Source organism: Psychrobacter sp. APC 3281, assembly GCF_030407815.1.
Classification (GTDB): domain Bacteria; phylum Pseudomonadota; class Gammaproteobacteria; order Pseudomonadales; family Moraxellaceae; genus Psychrobacter.
In genome coordinates this window covers 119,837-138,535 of record NZ_JASDCS010000010.1, presented here as the reverse complement: position 1 = coordinate 138,535, position 18,699 = coordinate 119,837, and the positions used below count along the sequence as shown (strand labels likewise).

The 18,699-nt window shown below is 42.3% G+C and carries 12 protein-coding genes; 5 read left to right on the top strand and 7 right to left on the bottom strand.

Annotation, left to right across the window (positions count from 1 at the left end):
• Nucleotides 1-34 precede the first annotated feature (34 nt).
• From QL886_RS10405 to QL886_RS10395, 3 genes are all read right to left on the bottom strand, one after another.
• Complete coding sequence (locus QL886_RS10405; RefSeq protein ID WP_290178677.1) at nucleotides 35-1,615, bottom strand: di-heme oxidoredictase family protein; 1,581 nt, start codon at nucleotides 1,613-1,615, stop codon at nucleotides 35-37.
• A 402-nt stretch (nucleotides 1,616-2,017) separates the two neighbouring features.
• A complete protein-coding gene (locus QL886_RS10400) occupies nucleotides 2,018-3,478 on the bottom strand; it encodes an imelysin family protein (RefSeq protein ID WP_290178658.1) in 1,461 nt (486 codons plus the stop codon).
• A 341-nt stretch (nucleotides 3,479-3,819) separates the two neighbouring features.
• A complete protein-coding gene (locus QL886_RS10395) occupies nucleotides 3,820-4,476 on the bottom strand; it encodes an OmpA family protein (RefSeq protein WP_290178657.1) in 657 nt (218 codons plus the stop codon).
• Between the two features lie 375 nt (nucleotides 4,477-4,851).
• On the opposite strand from QL886_RS10395, the gene QL886_RS10390 reads away from it, so the two are divergent.
• The 5 genes from QL886_RS10390 to minE all read left to right on the top strand — a co-directional run bounded on the left by QL886_RS10390 (nucleotide 4,852) and on the right by minE (nucleotide 9,554).
• Nucleotides 4,852-5,814 carry an acyltransferase gene (locus QL886_RS10390; protein WP_290178655.1) on the top strand — a complete coding sequence of 321 codons (963 nt, stop codon included), beginning with the start codon at nucleotides 4,852-4,854 and terminating at the stop codon, nucleotides 5,812-5,814.
• A gap of 351 nt (nucleotides 5,815-6,165) precedes the next feature.
• Nucleotides 6,166-7,263 carry a hypothetical protein gene (locus QL886_RS10385; RefSeq protein ID WP_290178654.1) on the top strand — a complete coding sequence of 366 codons (1,098 nt, stop codon included), beginning with the start codon at nucleotides 6,166-6,168 and terminating at the stop codon, nucleotides 7,261-7,263.
• A 71-nt stretch (nucleotides 7,264-7,334) separates the two neighbouring features.
• On the top strand, nucleotides 7,335-8,159 hold the full coding sequence (minC, locus tag QL886_RS10380; protein WP_290178653.1) for a septum site-determining protein MinC: 825 nt from the start codon (nucleotides 7,335-7,337) through the stop codon (nucleotides 8,157-8,159).
• A 289-nt stretch (nucleotides 8,160-8,448) separates the two neighbouring features.
• Entirely contained in the window at nucleotides 8,449-9,261 is an 813-nt protein-coding gene (gene minD, locus QL886_RS10375) for a septum site-determining protein MinD (protein ID WP_057761560.1), read from the top strand.
• Nucleotides 9,262-9,263: 2 nt separating this feature from the next.
• Nucleotides 9,264-9,554 carry a cell division topological specificity factor MinE gene (minE, locus tag QL886_RS10370; RefSeq protein WP_057762631.1) on the top strand — a complete coding sequence of 97 codons (291 nt, stop codon included), beginning with the start codon at nucleotides 9,264-9,266 and terminating at the stop codon, nucleotides 9,552-9,554.
• A gap of 85 nt (nucleotides 9,555-9,639) precedes the next feature.
• Here the strand turns inward: minE and QL886_RS10365 are convergent, their stop codons facing one another.
• From QL886_RS10365 to QL886_RS10350, 4 genes are all read right to left on the bottom strand, one after another.
• A complete protein-coding gene (locus tag QL886_RS10365; protein WP_238069332.1) occupies nucleotides 9,640-10,167 on the bottom strand; it encodes a cytochrome b in 528 nt (175 codons plus the stop codon).
• A gap of 138 nt (nucleotides 10,168-10,305) precedes the next feature.
• The gene (locus QL886_RS10360; RefSeq protein ID WP_290178651.1) at nucleotides 10,306-10,803 is read right to left on the bottom strand and encodes a hypothetical protein; all 498 of its coding nucleotides are present in this window, start codon (nucleotides 10,801-10,803) and stop codon (nucleotides 10,306-10,308) included.
• A 17-nt stretch (nucleotides 10,804-10,820) separates the two neighbouring features.
• Nucleotides 10,821-11,816: a chemotaxis protein CheB gene (locus QL886_RS10355; RefSeq protein ID WP_290178650.1), complete on the bottom strand. Its 996-nt coding sequence runs from the start codon at nucleotides 11,814-11,816 to the stop codon at nucleotides 10,821-10,823.
• Complete coding sequence (locus tag QL886_RS10350; protein WP_290178649.1) at nucleotides 11,806-18,681, bottom strand: Hpt domain-containing protein; 6,876 nt, start codon at nucleotides 18,679-18,681, stop codon at nucleotides 11,806-11,808. The genes QL886_RS10355 and QL886_RS10350 overlap by 11 nt, the downstream gene beginning before the upstream one ends.
• Nucleotides 18,682-18,699: the final 18 nt, after the last annotated feature.

Sequence of the window (18,699 nt, the reverse complement as noted above, 5' to 3'; positions counted from 1 at the left end):
ATTTTATAATAGCAACTTTATTACAGTGATTTTATTATAGCGACTTTAGGAACGCATTAAGCTCTGCGCGACCTTGTTTGTCTAACTTTAATACTTGTTGCTTTTGCTTTTCGGCTTCTCCGCCATGCCACAAAACAGCTTCCATCAATGTACGAGCACGGCCATCATGTAAAAACGTCGCTTGAGGATCAACTGTCTGAGCAAGCCCTACGCCCCAAAGTGCTGGCGTACGCCATTCATAAGAATTGGCTAAAAATTCAACTTGGGCACTTTTCGGTGGTAGTTTGCCAGCAATCGTACGATCAGCGAGATCATCGCCCATATCGTGCAACAGCAAATCTGTGTAAGGATAAATCACTTGTCCATGCTGCTCAAGATGATCATCGTCGGTTTTTGGCAACTGATATCTTGGCGTATGACAGCTTTGACAACCCATGTCATAAAAACGCTTTTTTCCCGCCAGCACGAGCTTATCATCCGCATTACGGCGATGGGGCACTGCTAGATTGCGAGTATAAAATTCTACAAATTTCGCGACCTCATCGTTTACTTCAACGGGTGATTTACCATTGCCCTGCTCATCAGCACCTGTCGCTGCATGTAGGCAAGCGGTCTGCGTTGGCATACAGGATTCGTTAGGACGGATGTTCGACGTCAGACCCATGTCTTCGTTAAAGGCACTTTGGTTCTGAGTGATCAGCTTGGTTTGACCTGCTTTCCACCCAAATCGTCCAAGCGCCCGCTTGCCGGTTTGCGGATCCATGACCCAGTTAAACTTACCACTGATATCGCTATCATTACTGTCGCTGGCTTGTTTTTTAATGTCATCGTCAGGTATTTGCTCTAGCAGCCCAAGCCCAATCATTGGTAGCGCCACACGCGGTGATACCATCATGTCATCGTCAAAAGCACCGTAACCAGGTTTGATCAAATTAAACGTTGGCGCACGCAGCGTCTCGACATATCCGTCAGCAAAGGTAATTGGTTTATCTGCCCACTGCACTGCAATTCTCGCTTCAGCAGGCACGCCCTGAATACCGCGATCTTGTAGCTGGCCACCATACATAGGATGAACCACCTTTTCAATTAGCGAATCCTGTAGCTGCTGGCGCTGCTCATCGGTCGTCGTTGGCATAGACAAACGAATCAATAAACTATCAGCATCGTCATCGGCAGTCATCGGCGCATGGCCTCGCCCATCTTTGACATGACATGACTGGCAAGCGGCCACATTGAATAATGCGCCCAGTCCATCACGACTATCAGTACTAGCAGGAGCAACGACCCATGGCTGCTTGAAAAACGCGTTACCAATAAAGAACGACCCTTTTCGAGAAGCTGCTAGATTCGATGAAGGCTTCGAGTAGCTCTCAGCACTGCTAATGCTAATACCAGAGTCGCCGCCCTGCTTGATCTCTTGAGGGTCAAAGCTCACCAGCTGCTGCATTGGCACGCCTGCCAGTGCTTCTATATTTTTGGCGTGTTCGGACGATAGCGATTGGCTGTTTTCACTGCCGCTTTCATTACTTGAGGCCTGCTCTGAAGTATCATTAGAAACATTGTTAGAAGTATCATCAGAAACGCTATCAGATGGTTGACACGCACTGATAGCCATTGCACTGGCGATAATTAGCGCAAGCTTAGAAGGTATATGTCGTAGGATTTGAGCAGCAAGAGGAGAATCAGAAGGGTTAACATAATTGGCGTTCATAGAAATTAATTGCCTTAGCGCTAGAGTAGAACCATTAAAATTTTGTCATACCATCTCATTATATGTCGTCACAATCATTGCCTATCGACATATAATGAAATGGTACACCGGTCAATCGGCTTATTTAATGCTCGTAAAAATGCGTTGCCAACGGTGGCTGACAACGCACGTATTATATCTAATCTAAGTATCTAATAAACAGCGGTTACCGACCTATAACGACTAATAAAACGTCGCAAAGCCAATGAAAGGCTTTTAAATAAGGGCCGCTAGCTTATGAATAAGTGTCACTAGCTTAAATTTTTCTTAAAACTGTGACCCGGCATCTGCATCTAGATTATCGATGCCAACTGCTTTTGCAGCGTTTTCGATACTGGCCGTCAGCTCTTGTAAACTAGTGATGCCCGCTTCAACCCATCCACGACGGATGTTTTGTTCTTCAGCAGAGATACCTTCTTGGCTAGCTTGACCGACAGTTGCAATCATCTGATCAATCTTGATACCGTCTTTTTCGCCTTTTTCAACGATAACGTTGAACGCGCCTTCTACTTTGTTGAACTCAGCAGCCAACTTATCAGCAGCTTCTGTGTGGCCGTTATCCGTTAGATAATCTTTGATACCGTAGCCGCCCACTGTCTTACCAGCGACTGTTGTATAGCTACCATTAAAGACGTTTTGGATACCGCGTGCATTATTGGCATAGCTCAAATGAGTCAAATCACTAAAGCATTCGTGCTCATCTTCAGTAGAGCCAGTAACAAAAGCGACCTGCATACGCTCAGAAGCAAGCTCTCCTAATGCTAGGCTGCCCATTTGATACATAATTTGGCGCAGGCCATTGTCATATTTGCGCGCTATCAAATCACTGCGCAAGGTATTCTCAGTATCAGGCTGCCATTGAGCTTCCATCGCGGTCAAATCATCGACCAATAGTTGAGTTGCAGCGGTTAGGAATTCCCCGCGGCGCTCACAGATACTGGCATCCTCATTGACGGTCTCACCACTAGTACACTGTCCGGCTTCAGTCGCATAGTCAGTGACTGGGCGATTACCTGCACCTTCTTTTACGCCATTGTTGTCTTGACCCCATAGCATAAACTCAATCGCATGATAGCCAGTCGTTACGTTGGCTTCACTACCACCGATTTCATTCATTTCTGCAAGTAGCTCAGGCGTAATCGTACTGGTATCTTGCTTGATACTACCAACAGTAATGCTATCGCTATTGACGATGTTCTCTTGGCTATTATATTCGCCTTCGTAGTCGTCACCAACATAATCAATCAATGCTTCATCAAGTGGCCAAGCATTGATCTGCCCTTCCCAACTATCGATACTGTTGATAGCACGTTTGTCGTTGGCAGTCACAAAGCCTTCATCAAAACGGAAAATCTCAGTTTGTGAATATGGTTGGCGTGCTGCTTTATAGGCAGCCTTTGCAGCATCAAGGTTCTCTTGTGTTGGAGTGGCCACGTAAGTTTCTACCGCAGTTTGTAGCGCTTTAGCCGTGTCCAACGAGTCTTTATAGGCGGCGTGTGCCATATTTGCATAACTGATAATCAATCTATCAATATGTGCTTTTTCGGCAGCAGTCATCTCTGTATTATCAGTTGTCTCTGTGTTTGCTACTTCTGTTTGCGTTTCTGTCGCAGCATTGGTGTCTTCATCGGCTTGCTTTGTACAGCCCGACACCATTAACAATCCTGCAAGTGCAACAGCTAAAGTAGTTGGTAAAAGCTTACGGCTCGTTACTGTGGTAATCGTCATACATATCCTCAAGAAATATAGCAAAAAATTCGTTTTGGTTAAGTAGCCTCAATTATTTTGATAATCAAGCCATGTTACAGCAGGCTATCTTAGCCATGCACATTGACTCTCAGTGCGCACGATAAGACGTTTAATATTGCATTGATAGCAAACACTGACAAATTATAGTGTTATTGATAATCATTATCAATATTTAATTTAATATTAACTATATCTATCAATCATCATTGTTTTTTTTCAAACTGCAAACATAGAAAAAGAGCCAGCATATCGCTGACTCTTTTTAAAGGATATGTGCTCAAATATCTAGCACATACTTAATAGCTATAGATAACTATTGATTAGTTTACGCTCTGTGGTGCGTTAACTGTTAGCTCAACACGGCGGTTTTGACCACGGCCATATTCAGTGTTGTTGTCTGCGATTGGACGTGACTCACCGTAAGCAACAACGTTTACACGGTTTGAAGCAACACCGCGAGCTGTTAAGTAGTTAGCAACTGAGTAAGCACGATCACGTGACAGACCCATGTTATAAGATGCAGAACCTTTGCTATCAGTGTGACCAGCGATAGTAATTGTGTTTTGGTTGTACTGGTTCATCGTTGAAGCAAGCTTATCAAGCGTTGGCTTGAATGATGAGCTAAGGGTTGCATCATCAAATGAGAACGTGATGCTACCTGGCATAACCAAATCAATGTTACCAGTGGTTGGGTTCTGCTCAACAGTTACGCCTGTGCCAGCCATTTGCTGCTCAAGTTGACGAGCTTGACGCTCCATGTAGTAACCAACGCCTGCACCTAGTGCTGCGCCGATAGCTGCATCACGACCAGTTTTGTCGCCACCAGTTGCTTTTGAAATAGTTGCACCACCTGCTGCACCAACTAAACCACCTAGAGCAGCTTTATTTAGACGCTGTTGTCCAGTGTTTGGATCTGTTGTACAACCACTAAGTGCTAGACCTGATGCTACTGCTGCAATTATTAAAGTATTACGCATAATATTTCCTCTTAAGTTTAAAAAATCGTGCTTTTTATAAAGATTATCCGTTAATCTTTTTTAAGTACTTATCTACATTCCCCATTATTATGGCAACTACAACCTATCTCTGTGTAATATTTTGTCATACCTATGTATGAGAAGTGCAGGCTATATTTCAATGTTTTTATAGGTCAAATCTTCGCACCTTGCTACCACTAGTCACGTTTACAACCGTACACTACAACACGTTTCTGCTAAAATTATATCGCTGAATTTGTCGGCTTTAAATAGTCATGATTTAAAGCTTTACGTTCATAATATTCCTGACTTGACTAGGACAGATTCAGCGACATACGGCTTATTATTAATCAGATAGACTGAAAAGGATTGAGCATGCGATTGACATCTACCATTCGAAAAATGCATAAACTTTCGCCTAAATTGGGTAAAACTGTGTCGCTTGCAACAGCCACTGGTGTCATCGCCGCCAATAGCTTCGGTGGTAGTATTCCTTTATGGCTAATGGGCGTCGGTAAGGTCATTACTGGCGCCTCTATTGCAGACAAAGCCGTCATCAAAATTGCTACTCACTGGATCAGTAGCAATAGTGCCTTGATCGATAACATGTTGCCTCGCAAAGATTGGCGTATCAACCTACCGGACGATATTCATACCAATGGTAAATACCTACTGGTGAGCAACCACCAATCATGGGTTGATACCAGCATCGTGCAGTATATTGGCGAAAAACGTTTGCCACTCACGCGATTTTTTACTAAGTTTGAGCTGATCTACATCCCTATCGTTGGTCAAGCTTTTTACTTTTTAGACTTTCCAATGATGCGCCGCCACTCAAAAGAAGCCATCGCCAAAAACCCTGCGCTAAAAGGCAAAGACATCGAAGAAGCCAAACGTGCCTGCGCCCTATTAAAAGACAAACCGTTTACCTTATTAAATTATTTGGAAGGGACTCGTTTTACCAAAGCCAAACAAGCTCAGCAAAAATCGCCTTATACGCACTTATTGAAACCTCGTGCAGGCGGATTATCATTGGCCATCAGCGCATTAGGTGAAGATATCGATGGCATACTAGACATGACCATCGTATATCCTGATGGTGTGCCAAGCTATGGGGATCTTTGGAAAGGCAATATCAAACGTTTGGGCGTTGACTTGCGCTACATCGATATACCAGATGCGTTGTTCGAAAGTATCAAGCAAGGTGGCTACGAAAATGATGAAGATACAAAAGCTCAAATGTTCGACTGGGTTGAACAGGTGTGGCGTCAAAAAGATGAACGTATTAGCACTATGTTGGCAGACTTTGAAACCAGTCCTAAAGCGCAAGATGCCTAACAAAGATGCTCAGCAATACTAAACTGGCTGAGCGTTAAATTTTATCAAATACCAAGCACAGTCTATGCAAGCGCACTAAGTAGTAAATATCGATAACGAGATAAAAAATTATTGGACAACAAAGTTACGGGTACAAATGTCACAATAGTCATATCTTACTTATGATGTTTACTGTTCAAACAGCCATGCATCATAAGTAAACTTTAATCAAAGATGGGTTGTTTTTTAGCCTTATTCATTGATAATGTGACTAATCATGAACTCATAGATTTTCGATGTCTACTTTCATAGTAAATGGTAGCAAATATCGAATTCTTACCCATTCTTTGTGCCATTTATTACTTATAAGGTATGACTGTGCCCACCTCTACTACTAGCTCGCCGTTAGCTACCGAATCTGTTTTGAGTCAGCCCCCTTATCCGATAAGTGATGAGCCGCCAAAACCGAACCATCCAAAGCCGAGTCGCTTTAAGCTCACTTACGATATCGTCATGATTATTGCCATCAGTATTGATCTGCTATTGATCAGTATCGATGCTATTTTGATGAGCAATTTTAGTAGTAATGCTGCAGAATGGCTAACCTTCAGTGAAGCGCTCAATTGGTATCAGAGCACTCTACATGATCCTCTACGCACTGCTGGAGGATTTTTTACTATCTTTTTGGTCATTGAGTTGCTATTGCGCTGGGCGATTGCCATTAAACAAAAAGTCTATTATCGCTGGTTCTTTTTCCCATTCGTTCATTGGTACGAAGTATTAGGCTGTTTTCCGCAGCTACGTGCTTTACGACTGCTGCGAGCGGTGGTTATTGGACGACGTCTATATCAGCTTGGCTACCAAGTACTACCCCAGACGTGGATCAATCGAATCAAATTCTACATTGACCTACTGTTAGAAGAGCTCTCTGATCGCGTTATTTTGACCGCGATACAAAACTTTCGACAAGAGCTAACCAGTTCAGACACGCATAAATCATTCATTGAGTCGACGATTGCAAAAAATCGAAATGAGATTGAAGCGGCTGTATTGTCCGTGCTACGTACAGAGCTTGCACCAAAGCTGCAGGAACTGACTGCCTCATCAGGTGGCGGCAGTATATTGGCGAGCGAAATGGGCAATGCTATTGAAGAAGGGTTGGCCAACACACCTGAGTTGCGCCGCTATCTACGCATGATACCGATCGCGGGCAGCCTGATTGAATCACAGCTACATCACGTCGGGCACAATATCGGTGAAAACGTCGTCAATGCGTTAAACAAGCGACTTTTAGACCCTAAGCGCTTGGATATATTAATGATGGAAATTGCTAGCGGTATTGCGCAAATAGATACCAATAATACAGCGCTAGATACTTTGATTTCTAGTATCATTGATGACAGTTTGACTGCGTTTGAAGCGCAAGTAAAAGTGCAGCAATGGAAGCACCAAGATATGCTAAATCTATAGTTTAGCTATCTAATAGCATAATGTAATAAGAGACATAATACCGTGACAGAATTATTTTTAAGGGTTTGTATATGACAGTTTCAGCTAACGATAACCAGACTGCACCAGCGCTAGCTTTCTACGGCAAGATGCTGACGTTTTCACGCGTACAGTTTAGTACAAGCGATCTAGCAGCTATAGAAGCTCAGCTAACTGAAACGCTCAGCAATAAATCGAGCAATATCCCTATCCTTATTGATAGCGACGTTGAGCAGGATTTATCAGCACTAGTAGAGCTGTTATGGGCATGGGGATTGCAGCCTATTGGCGTAGTGACAGGTATGCTTGATGCGCAAGCACGTGAGCAGCGCTTAGCGATATTTCCAGCAGATGGTAAGCGTATTGAGCGTATATTACCAAGTAAAAAAGCGCCTATACCAACCCAACCATCACCAGAAAACGATAACGCCGAAGCAATTAATGCTAACAACGTCGATGATACTTCTACCACGAGCGAACCCGCCACTGAAACCACACTGTCTAATATGCCCACCGAAACGTTGGTAAGTACTCAGCATATTACTAGCTTAATCTATGATCAAATGCTGCGTTCAGGACAAAGCCTCAATCACGTTGGCGGCGACTTGATTTTGACCAGTAGTATTAATAGCGGGGCTGAAGCGATTACTGACAATAGCTTACATGTATATGGCCGTGCACAAGGGCGTTTGGTGGCAGGCGCAACAGGGGATAAAGATGCCCGTATATTCTGCCAAGTCTTTAATCCTTCATTGGTGTCAGTAGCAGGAACCTATTGCTTGCGAGACAACTTACCTGAGCATGTCATCGACAAGTCGGTGCAAGTAAAATTCGTAGAAGGCGAAGGCTTAGTATTTACCGTGATGGATGAAGCTTAAGACACCATTAAAAATAATACACCATGAAGTGACTTTATAGAAAACTAAGGTAGTTAAGCTGCTCTATTCGACAAGCCAAAAACCATAGTTATGACCCTATCAATACCACGCAGAGAGGCTAATTGAGCGATACATAGGTTGTTTTTCTGCTTTAGTATCGAGCTGCTATAAATTTTTGTTTATTTATGCTAGGCTAGCTTCGAAGATAGTGTATATATGTTAGGTAAATAACATGTAATTTTGCTATTTATATAAAAGATATCCCATTGATTCATAGGAGTGTGCCATTGTGGCGAAGATAGTTGTAATCACTTCAGGTAAAGGCGGTGTGGGTAAAACCACGACAAGTGCTTCTTTTGCCGCTGGTTTGGCGTTACGTGGCTATAAAACAGTTGTTATCGACTTTGATGTAGGTCTACGTAATCTAGACTTAATCATGGGTTGCGAAAACAGAATTGTTTATGACTTCGTAGATGTCATCACTGGAAACGCGCGCTTGTCGCAAGCACTTGTCAAAGACAAACAGCTTGAAAACCTGTATATCCTGCCCGCCAGTCAGACGCGTGATAAAGACGCATTGACAGACGAAGGGGTATCAGAGGTAATGGCTGAACTCTCTAAACAGTTTGACTATATCATTTGTGACTCGCCTGCTGGTATTGAGCGCGGTGCACAGCTAGCGATGTATCATGCGGACGAAGCTATTATTGTCACTAACCCTGAGATCTCTTCAGTGCGTGACTCAGATAGAATCATCGGTATTCTGCAAAGTCAGACGAAAAAAGTAGAAGAGAACCAAGGCACTGTTCGCGAGCATTTGATTATCACTCGTTATAATCCTGAACGTGCGGCTGCCAATGAGATGATGGATATCGATACTATCTCAAATGATATTCTAAAAGTTCCACTACTTGGGGTTGTTCCTGAGAGCCATTCAGTGCTTGAAGCGTCCAACCATGGCGAACCAGTTATTCATTATACCGACTCTGTTGCTGGTCAATGTTATGAAGACATTGTCGCCCGTTTCTTGGGTGAAGAGCGTCCACTACGTCATATTGACGTGAAGAAAAAGAGTCTATTACAGCGCTGGTTTGGGGGATAATGATGACTAAGAAAAAAGGATTTTGGAGTAGCCTATTTGGTACTGACGACAACAGTAACGCAGGTAGCGCAAATTTAGCAACTGAGCGTTTAAAAGTTATCGTTGCTAGCGAAAACAGATTGAACAATCGCTTAACGGTTGATCGTATCGAAAAAATGAAACGTGAAATCTTAGAAGTTGTGAACAAATACGTTAACGGTGTGCAAATTGATGATGTCAATATTAACCATCGTTCTGAAGACAGCTTAGATGTGTTAGAGATGAATATTAATTTGCCTGAGCATAAGAAATAGCATTCTAACAGTACGTATTTCTACAATGAACAAAAAAAGCCCCAAGTTTGATACTTGGGGCTTTTTAATGTTTATCGATTATAGATTATTTCATACGGGCAATAAGATTGTCTTTTTTGACAAACTGATGGTATAACGCGGCTGCTATATGCAATACCGTAAAACCAATAATCATTGGCCAGATAATCTCAGTATGCAAGTTATTATAAAAACGAGCCAAGCTTCTATCTGGGGTCACGAATACAGGTATCTGAAAGATACCGAAAATATCAACCGGTCGACCGCCATATACTGCCATTAGTAAGCCAACCATTGGCATAGCAATCAGTATGGCATAGAGAGCAAAATGTGACAGCTGAGATACGAGCATTTGCCATTTTGGCATGGCTAACGGTGGTGGTGCCTTAGTAAAAATGCGGTTGATGACTCGGGCAATCATCCAAAATAACAAGCTCACGCCGAACGCTTTATGGTATCCAATAAACAGATTGCTATCTAAATTCTCATATAGCAGTATCATTATCCATGTGACTAACAGTAAAGCTGCACTAATCCAATGAAAAATACGGCTACTAACCGACCACTTTGATACATTCGAGTTGGCATTATTCATGAGTGACTCTACTACCTTTATCAGGAATTATCTCTAATCAATTTTATAAGCCAGCTAATGCTCTTCAAGAGATGAAGTCATTAACATTACTGGCTTACTATTTATAGAATGGAGAATACCTTAAATAACGATAAGAATCTAGCTATCCGAATCAATCAGGTGATAGGCAATTTTATCCAAATCTGGCACTAAGTAGATTTCGTCATCAATCATCACTGTTTGGTATAGGTAGGATGAGACGTCATTTTTATCAAAGTACTCTTCCCTATCTTCGCCATTGGCAGTACTAAACTGTTCAGGTGTCTCTACATCTTTCACTTCAGAAATTCGTGCTTGCAGCTGACGCAAATCACCTGCCGTCTGTAAGGCAAAACGGTGATCAGTCGTATTACCTTCCAAAACAACCATTTTGTCTGGGATTTGATCTTGCAGTAGCAAATGAAATACAGCCAAATCTTGTTGTTTCCAGTCGTATCTAGAAACCTGCTGCTGGGACTCATTCACACTCAAAATTAGGCTGCTTGGAATGATCCAGTCCGGCTGGTTAGCTGCTGGAACAATAGTAACGTCAAGCATACCGTTGTTGGTAGTCAACAGACTCACAGCCTCAAACGAATGTTTTAAAATTTGTGTCATACGTCACTCGCAATAAGTTAATGTGAATGGCTAGCTGCCCTTTCACCAATGTAATCGGTTAGTTTTTTTGCTAAATCGGTAGGGCTACCAACAAAATTGCAATACCCTGAGTCAATGATAGCCTGAGGTTGACTTGGACATGCGCTCAAGCTCGGATCTTGTGCCCATAATTGACTGTTATTATCTTGGATTAAGTCTAGATACTGAGAGCCATCATTACCCATACCTGAAAATATAATATTAATAAGCTCGCTACCATGAACATCACTGGTATTTTTGAGCAGCTGCCCAATTGCAGGCTTATATTCACCATGCCAATCTTGATCCAATAGTATCACGCGACCCGTTGAATCACAGACAACCTGCTTATCAATAGGCACTATCAGACACTCTCCTGCACGTAGCCGCTGTGAAGAAGCGATAATCTTACAGCGCCAGTCATTATGACGGTTAAGTATGCGAGGCAACGTACCAATCATAGCTTGATTGAAATGATGTGCCAATAAAATACAAATTGGTAGTGTGGCTGGCACATTATCTAAGAACTCTTTAACCGCACTAGGGCCACCCATAGAAGCACCCAAAAATACGACATAATGCCAGTCAGTATCAGCACTCTTGTAAGCTGGAGCATCTATCAGTGTTGGCAAGTCAAGCAGTTGGGCAAATTTACGCTTTAACTTACGTTGCCACTTTGCATATTCTTGGGATTCGTTTAGATACGGTGCTTGACTGAAGCCAACCAGTACTGCTGCTGGTTTGGATGCCGCCGTCGCTATTGCCACACTGTCATCATAATCACTGTCTATCAGCCAAATATCGATAGCTGAGTTAGAAATCTCACCTGTTTCATGCCACTGTGCTCGTGACACACAGCCGGCTAGCATAAAGCCGAAACCACGTACCGTATCTGAAAAAGCCATGCGCTGGCGATGGTCTTCTGCCACCACCATCACTTTAATGTCGTTTCTATTTTTTTTTCGCAGCGCTAAAACACGTGCATTATCCTTCATTAGTCAGGCTGACCCCTTCACCTAGTAATTTTTGCATTTTATCAAGCAGCTCTTTTTCTTGGAATGGTTTGCCCATGTAGTCATTTACGCCAATCTCTAGGGCCCGCTCACGATGCTTTTCGCCAGTACGTGACGTTATCATAATAATTGGAATTTGCTTTAGACGACTATTATGTCTGACTTGAGTGGCGACCTCGAAGCCGTCCATACGAGGCATTTCAATATCAAGCAATATCATGTCTGGTGTCATATCTTGCAATATCTCAATTGCATCAATACCATCTTTAGCGACTGCCACATTGAACCCTTGGCGCTCTAAGAAGCGTGAGGTTACTTTACGTACCGTCACGGAGTCATCGACGACTAGAATAGTAGGTTTGGACTCTATGCGCCCTCTTTTGGCATCAACGGCTTTCGTAATGTTTTTGACCAATTGCGCATTACGCATGAGAGCAATCAGATCTAAGATGAGCATGACCGAGCCATCACCCATGATAGTAGCAGCTGAAACTCCTGGAATATTTGATAATTGTTGGCCTAAAGGTTTGACAACAACTTCTATGCGCGAACCTGCAATCTGATCCACTTGCAAAGCAATGTTCTGTCCAGTACGGTTTTTAATAATGATAAGCGGTAAGCTGGTATTGGTATTTACAACCAATTCGTTTAACTTATTACCTGATAAAATTTCATTTAGATAGCGTACTCGATACTCTGTGTCTTCAAAACTCAATGTGGCATCATTTGATTGATAATAGTCATAGAGCTTCTCTGGGTTCACTCGAACCACACGCTCAATCTGTACCAATGGAATCGCGTAGTAGCGATCTGCAGCACGAACAACCAACGCGTCAGACACGGCTACCGTCAATGGTAGACGCATTGTGAAACTAGAGCCTTTACCCAACTCTGAAACGACGGATACTGAGCCACCTAGTTGGCGAACCTCACTAATAACAACGTCCATACCAACGCCGCGTCCAGAGATCTGAGTCACTTGCTGACTAGTACTCAATCCAGCGTTGAAAATATATTGCATAATATCAAGGTCTGACAGACTATTATCGTCTGCATCAATTAGCCCCTGAGAGATGGCTTTACTACGTACTGCTTCAACATCAATGCCTCGCCCATCATCTGTTAATTGGATGACGATCTCACTACCTTCACGATGCACTTCAAGGGTAATACGGCCGCTACGCTCTTTGCCTGACTTTAGACGGGTCGATGTGGTTTCAATACCATGGTCGACAGCATTACGTAACATATGCTCAAGCGGTGACGTAATGCGCTCTAAGATGGTTCTATCCATCTCGTCATCAGCATTAATGATGGACAGTTCAACAGACTTATTAAGCTCGTTAGCTGTTTGACGTACGATACGTTCAAGACGTGGTGTCAAGCGCGTAAATGGCACCATACGTGAATTCATCAAACCATCTTGCAGTTCAGTCTGGGTACGAGACAACTGTAGCAGTAGGCTTTCACTATCACGTGTCTTTTCTAATAATGTATGGTTAATATCAACCAAATCCGAGGCCGATTCTGTTAAAGATTTAGACAGCTGATTCAAAGAGGAGTATTGATCCATCTCTAGAGGGTCAAAGTCTTCATTGTCGATGAGCTCCTCATCTATCTGAGACAAAATCTGTGCTTCTAGCTCGATCTCCATACGACGTAGCTGATCTGCCAAGCGTTGTACTGTCGTACCCATCTCTTCAATACTGTTTGTTAGACTACTGATACCCATATCGATACGAGCACGGTTAATCGCTGACTCACCAGACAAGTTAACCATGTGCTCAATCAAACCACCCGAGATACGAATCATCTCATTGCTACTAGTGCCCTGATCTTCCTCGTGAGTATCTCTAAGCATAGACGGCATTTCACTGATATCTTTTGCAAGATACTGTGAATCTTGGTTTTCTTTGGCAATCAAGATTGCTTCACGCTGGGCTTGTAGAGACTCTTTAGGTATCGTTTTTAGGCTATCAGGGTTTCTACCAAATTGCTCCAACGCCTCAATTAATAGCGTAGGCGTCGGTGGATTAACATGTTGTTGAAGAATAAATACTGCATCAGCCAGCCAGTCATGACTTGCAACCAGCAACTCTAATACTTTTTTGGTGGCTGGACGTCGATTACTGACAAAGTCTGTATAAACCGACTCCATCTCGTGAGCCAAGTCAGCAATACCAGAGGCAGTGACCATTCGTGCGCCACCCTTTATGGTATGCAAGTCACGTTGGAGCGCTTGCAACGCTGTGGTATTACTCGTGTCTTTTAAGAACAAGTGTAGATACTTATTACGATTGGTAAGCTCTTCTGCCTCTTCTAAAAATACCGCTAATATATCAGGATCAGGAAGTCCGTTAGCCCATGATTGTTTAATCATGCTATCCAGACTTAGGGTACTCAATACCTCATTATCACTGTCAACAACATTGGCAGCAATGCTACGCTCTGTAGGTTCAAAATGATTTTTTGGCACTGGTATGACTAGATCGATTACCTCTGGTAACGTTTTTGCTTTTTCAAGCTGGCGCAACTGTTCAATGAGCTCTGGAGTAAAGAAAGATTTCTTATGACTCACAATATGCATCACTTGTAGTGACATCGTGTCTTGCACCATTTGCATGATTTCAAGCCACTGCGCGGTTGGCGCTCTTCGGTTCTCTACAAACGACTCATAGACACTTTCTGCTTCGTGAGTCAAATCGCCAATACTACGGATACCCGCCATCCGTGCACCACCTTTAATCGTGTGCAAATGACGCTGTAGAACCTTTAGCGAATTGATATTGGTGATATCGGCACGCCACTTATTGAAGCTTTCATCTAGTGCAGTATCAAGCTCTTGTGCTTCTTCTAAAAATATTTCTAATAGCTCAATATCAGTGTCAATGGTTTCAAACTGTAGGTCAGCTGCTGGAACGGCTCTAACGATGAAGCCAACGTCTTCATTGTCATTACTTTCTTGATAGATACTCTGTAGATCATCAATGACTTGTTTATCTATTTTTAAGGAGGTACTTCCAGCTAAGGCATCAAACAAGCCTATCAGCTGAGCATGACCTGCATGCAATATCGCTTGAATATCTTGGTTTTGAGCTATATCGATATGATTACTTAAATAACGATACGCATTACCCAGCTCATCTAAAATCGTGACAAATTTTGGAAATGCTTGTGCTTTTCTCATGAGTGAATCTATTTGAGAGATTTGCTGCTCTATATAACTTTGAATATGCTCTATTTCAGTATGATTCAACGCATCATCTAGTTCCCACTCAGCATCGAGCAACGTATCAATATTACTGTCTAATAACTCTTCTATCGTCAGTTTCTTATTGGTCATGACAGTAGTGTCATTAGCCACGTATTGCTCACCAAGCATAGCTTGCAATGACGCTATATCATGCTGACTCTGCGAACCATCGTCCTCTGTTGATGCATCATGCTGCTCTACATTTTGCTTATAGTTGTTTAGATAACCCTCTATTAATGTGGCTGACTGGGCTAATGCTGCTAAGTGCTGAGCATTCATGCCTATATCTTGTTGTTGTAATGACTCCAAGCTATGCTCGATGGTCGCACTGACTTCACTGATAGCGACCAAAGCACTAGAACCCGAAGCGCCGCGCAAAGTATGAAATGCGCGTACGATTTCATCTGTGATTTCTATATGATGCTGTTCTGTATTGTCTTTGACAAACTGTTCAATACAATCAAGCAGCTCTTCTGCTTCATCAATAAATATCTTACAAAATGCTTGTTCTTCCTCAGTTTGAGGGGTAAGGACAACCGCTGCCTCTGCCATTTTTTCATTGACTGAATGAAAGGTCTGTAAAGTAGAGTCTATTGCTTCATTACTATTATCATCATAAGCATTGCCAGTTTCAGTCGTATCAGACAATGGCATTGTTTCTTCAATCTTATCTATAGAACTACTTACTGACTGTGCAAACAACGCAGAATAACTAAACCCATTACCTTGCTGTTTGCTATACGCATCAGCACACGCAATCCACACTGAAACTACAGCTGGATAGTTTTGAGTACCCTGTTCAAATGCTATGAGCATGTTAGGATAAGCTGTCAGTACATCTGTAATCAACTGACGTATATCAGCTGAGATAGCGACACTGTTATCTAGAATACGGTTGAGCATGTTTTCTATAGACCATGCTAGTTCAGCTGTATAGTTAGCGCCTACCATGCGGCCCGAACCTTTCAAGGTATGGAAACCACGGCGAATATCCTTTAAACCTTCTAGATCGGTCGAATTTTTCTGCCAGCTTTCATACAACGGCACAATTTCTGCCAATACTTCATTGGCCTCTTCTATAAATATCTCTTTGATATCAGGATCTGCATCGTCGGCATCAGCTGGTAGTTGATCAGTCTCTCTAATAAAAGGTACAAGACTTTCTGGAATATCTAACGTAGATAGATATTTATTAATATTTGCGTCTTCGTTATTCGAGTCAGTAACCAATTCGGTACTATCGTTATTAGAGTCGTTATCAACATCATCAATTTCTAATAGCGATTTTTCTAATTCTACATCCTCTGACATAAACTCTTTAGGAGCAAGTTCAGCTGTCGTCAGTCCAGTGTTGACCGGCTGCTGACTCATAAGATTACTACTTTGTAAAATAGTAATAGCAGGATCAAAGCTTGGTGGTCGCTGCGCTGAAAAATCTGCTACCAATGCTGGTAGAATTTTTGTGGTATCAACCACTAGATTTACCACATCATCTATTACTGGCAATGTTTTATCTAATAAACGATTGAGTAGGTTTTCGATTGACCATGCTATTTCGCTGATACTAAAGGCACCAACCATACGACCTGAGCCTTTTAGAGTGTGAAAACCTCTACGCACTTCAGTCAATGAGGTTAGATCTTGTGAGTCTTGCGCCCAGATAGGAAGGAAATCTTCAAGATCAGTGATAATTTCGGTCACTTCTTCGATAAAGATATCGTGGACATCTTCATCTGTTTCAAAGCTATCAGGCTTCACGTGTTCACGAGCCTGCTTTAGTGCATCACTTTCAGTACTATTGAACAGACTCACATTATCTTGTTCAACTACATTTGCATCGTCTATATTGATAACAGGGCTGATCTCGCCACTATCATCGTAACGTACAACATTCGTCGCAGCTGACTCTTGAGTGAGTACAGTCTCGTTAAGCATTGCTGGTGATTCGATATCAGTATCAAGAAGCTGTGTTGCTCTGGCCGTATGTGTATTTGCTAAAGTGAGCAACTGCTGGTCGAAAACCTGCTGCGCAAGATAATCAAGTAATAGCTCAATAGACGTTAAGCTCTCAGCCAACGCCTGCACCAAACTCCAGCTCGGGGTAGTAATATTACGAGTAGTTAACTGTGTAAATAAACTACCAATATCATCCATAGTATGACGAATTTCTGGCAATTCCATATCGTCAAAGGCTTGACCAATACTGGTAAAATCAGTAGACGCTGGTAATAACCCAATATCTTGGTGTTGTATATAGTCGTTGAAGTTTTGCTTTATCTCTTCTACTGCAATTCGAAGCTCACGTAGGCCATCATCGGTAGGAATAGAGTCATGTTTACCTTTTAATTCTGTCTCGTTACTATTTATCACTTCAGGCACAGTAGCGAAAGAGGTTGCATCACCAATCTTAAGAGAAATAGTTTGCTCAGTGCTATAAATAGCGTTGTATAACTCTTGCAGCTTGCGTTCAATTTGCCACTGCTCTTGCGCAAAACTTGTTTCTGATACGAGAGACTGTTTTAAATCTGCAAGGATTGATTCCACCTGAGACACGTAGTAAGTCCAGCCTCGGTTTTTGAGCTGCTCTTTGATATGTTGTAAAGGAGCTACCAAGCTATCTGGATCATCCAGTTTGAAAATAAGCGCATCGAGCTGAGTTAATAATTGCGGTAAAAAACGAGACGCTGTCGTGCTACTTTGAGATACTTTATCCAAAATAGACTGAGTACGTTTGCTACTGTGCGCTAGATAACTCAATTCGACATAGATTGCGGTGGTCAATCTTACAACTATAGTTGAAGGTACTTCATTTGACTGGGCACAAGATTCTATAACTTGATCAAGCTGACCTAATAATGGTGCATAACGCTCAGGAAGTGGCGTCTCATTATGAGCCAGATCACTTAGCAATAACTCAGTCAAACACCATAGTCTTTGTAAACCACTATCTTGTGCTGTCTGCCTAAGATACTGGCTAGCTTTTTCTAAGGTACTGAGTGCTGATGACTGATTTGTATTAGTGAGCAGTAATGCTTGTACTTGCTGACGCCATACGAGTAGCAACTGCTGACACTGTTCACTTGTCAAGCTAGCGGTAGCTTGTTGTGTAGGCACGGCCACTTCAATACTACTGATAATATTTTCGTTATTCGCATGATCATTCGTGTATTCATGCTGAATATCACTAATTTTTACAGGAATGTCAGTTTCTATGTCTCGTTGAGACAAAGCTTGGGTCAGCTCATCAACTGCCCTGTTTATCAGCTCTATATGATAGATCCCTGTACGCGCATACTGATTGATCTCTCGTTGCAACAATCGATGAGAGAACTGACCTATACGGCGCTCTTTAATAGAAAAATCATCATAATTTCTTAATCCTGCAAGTTGACTCAACTTACTAGCAACATCTGCTAATAAAGGTAGTTTAAGCATGATGAGCGCACCGCTAATCTGATGATAACTTGGTGTCATCTGTTCATTATCGATGCTAGATTCACCTAATTTCCAACCGTCAGATATCTGTGATAACTGCTGATTGAATAATGGTAGCAACCACTGAAACGTCACTATGTCATTGGGCTGGTTTTTCATAGGTTTATCCTAACTCGT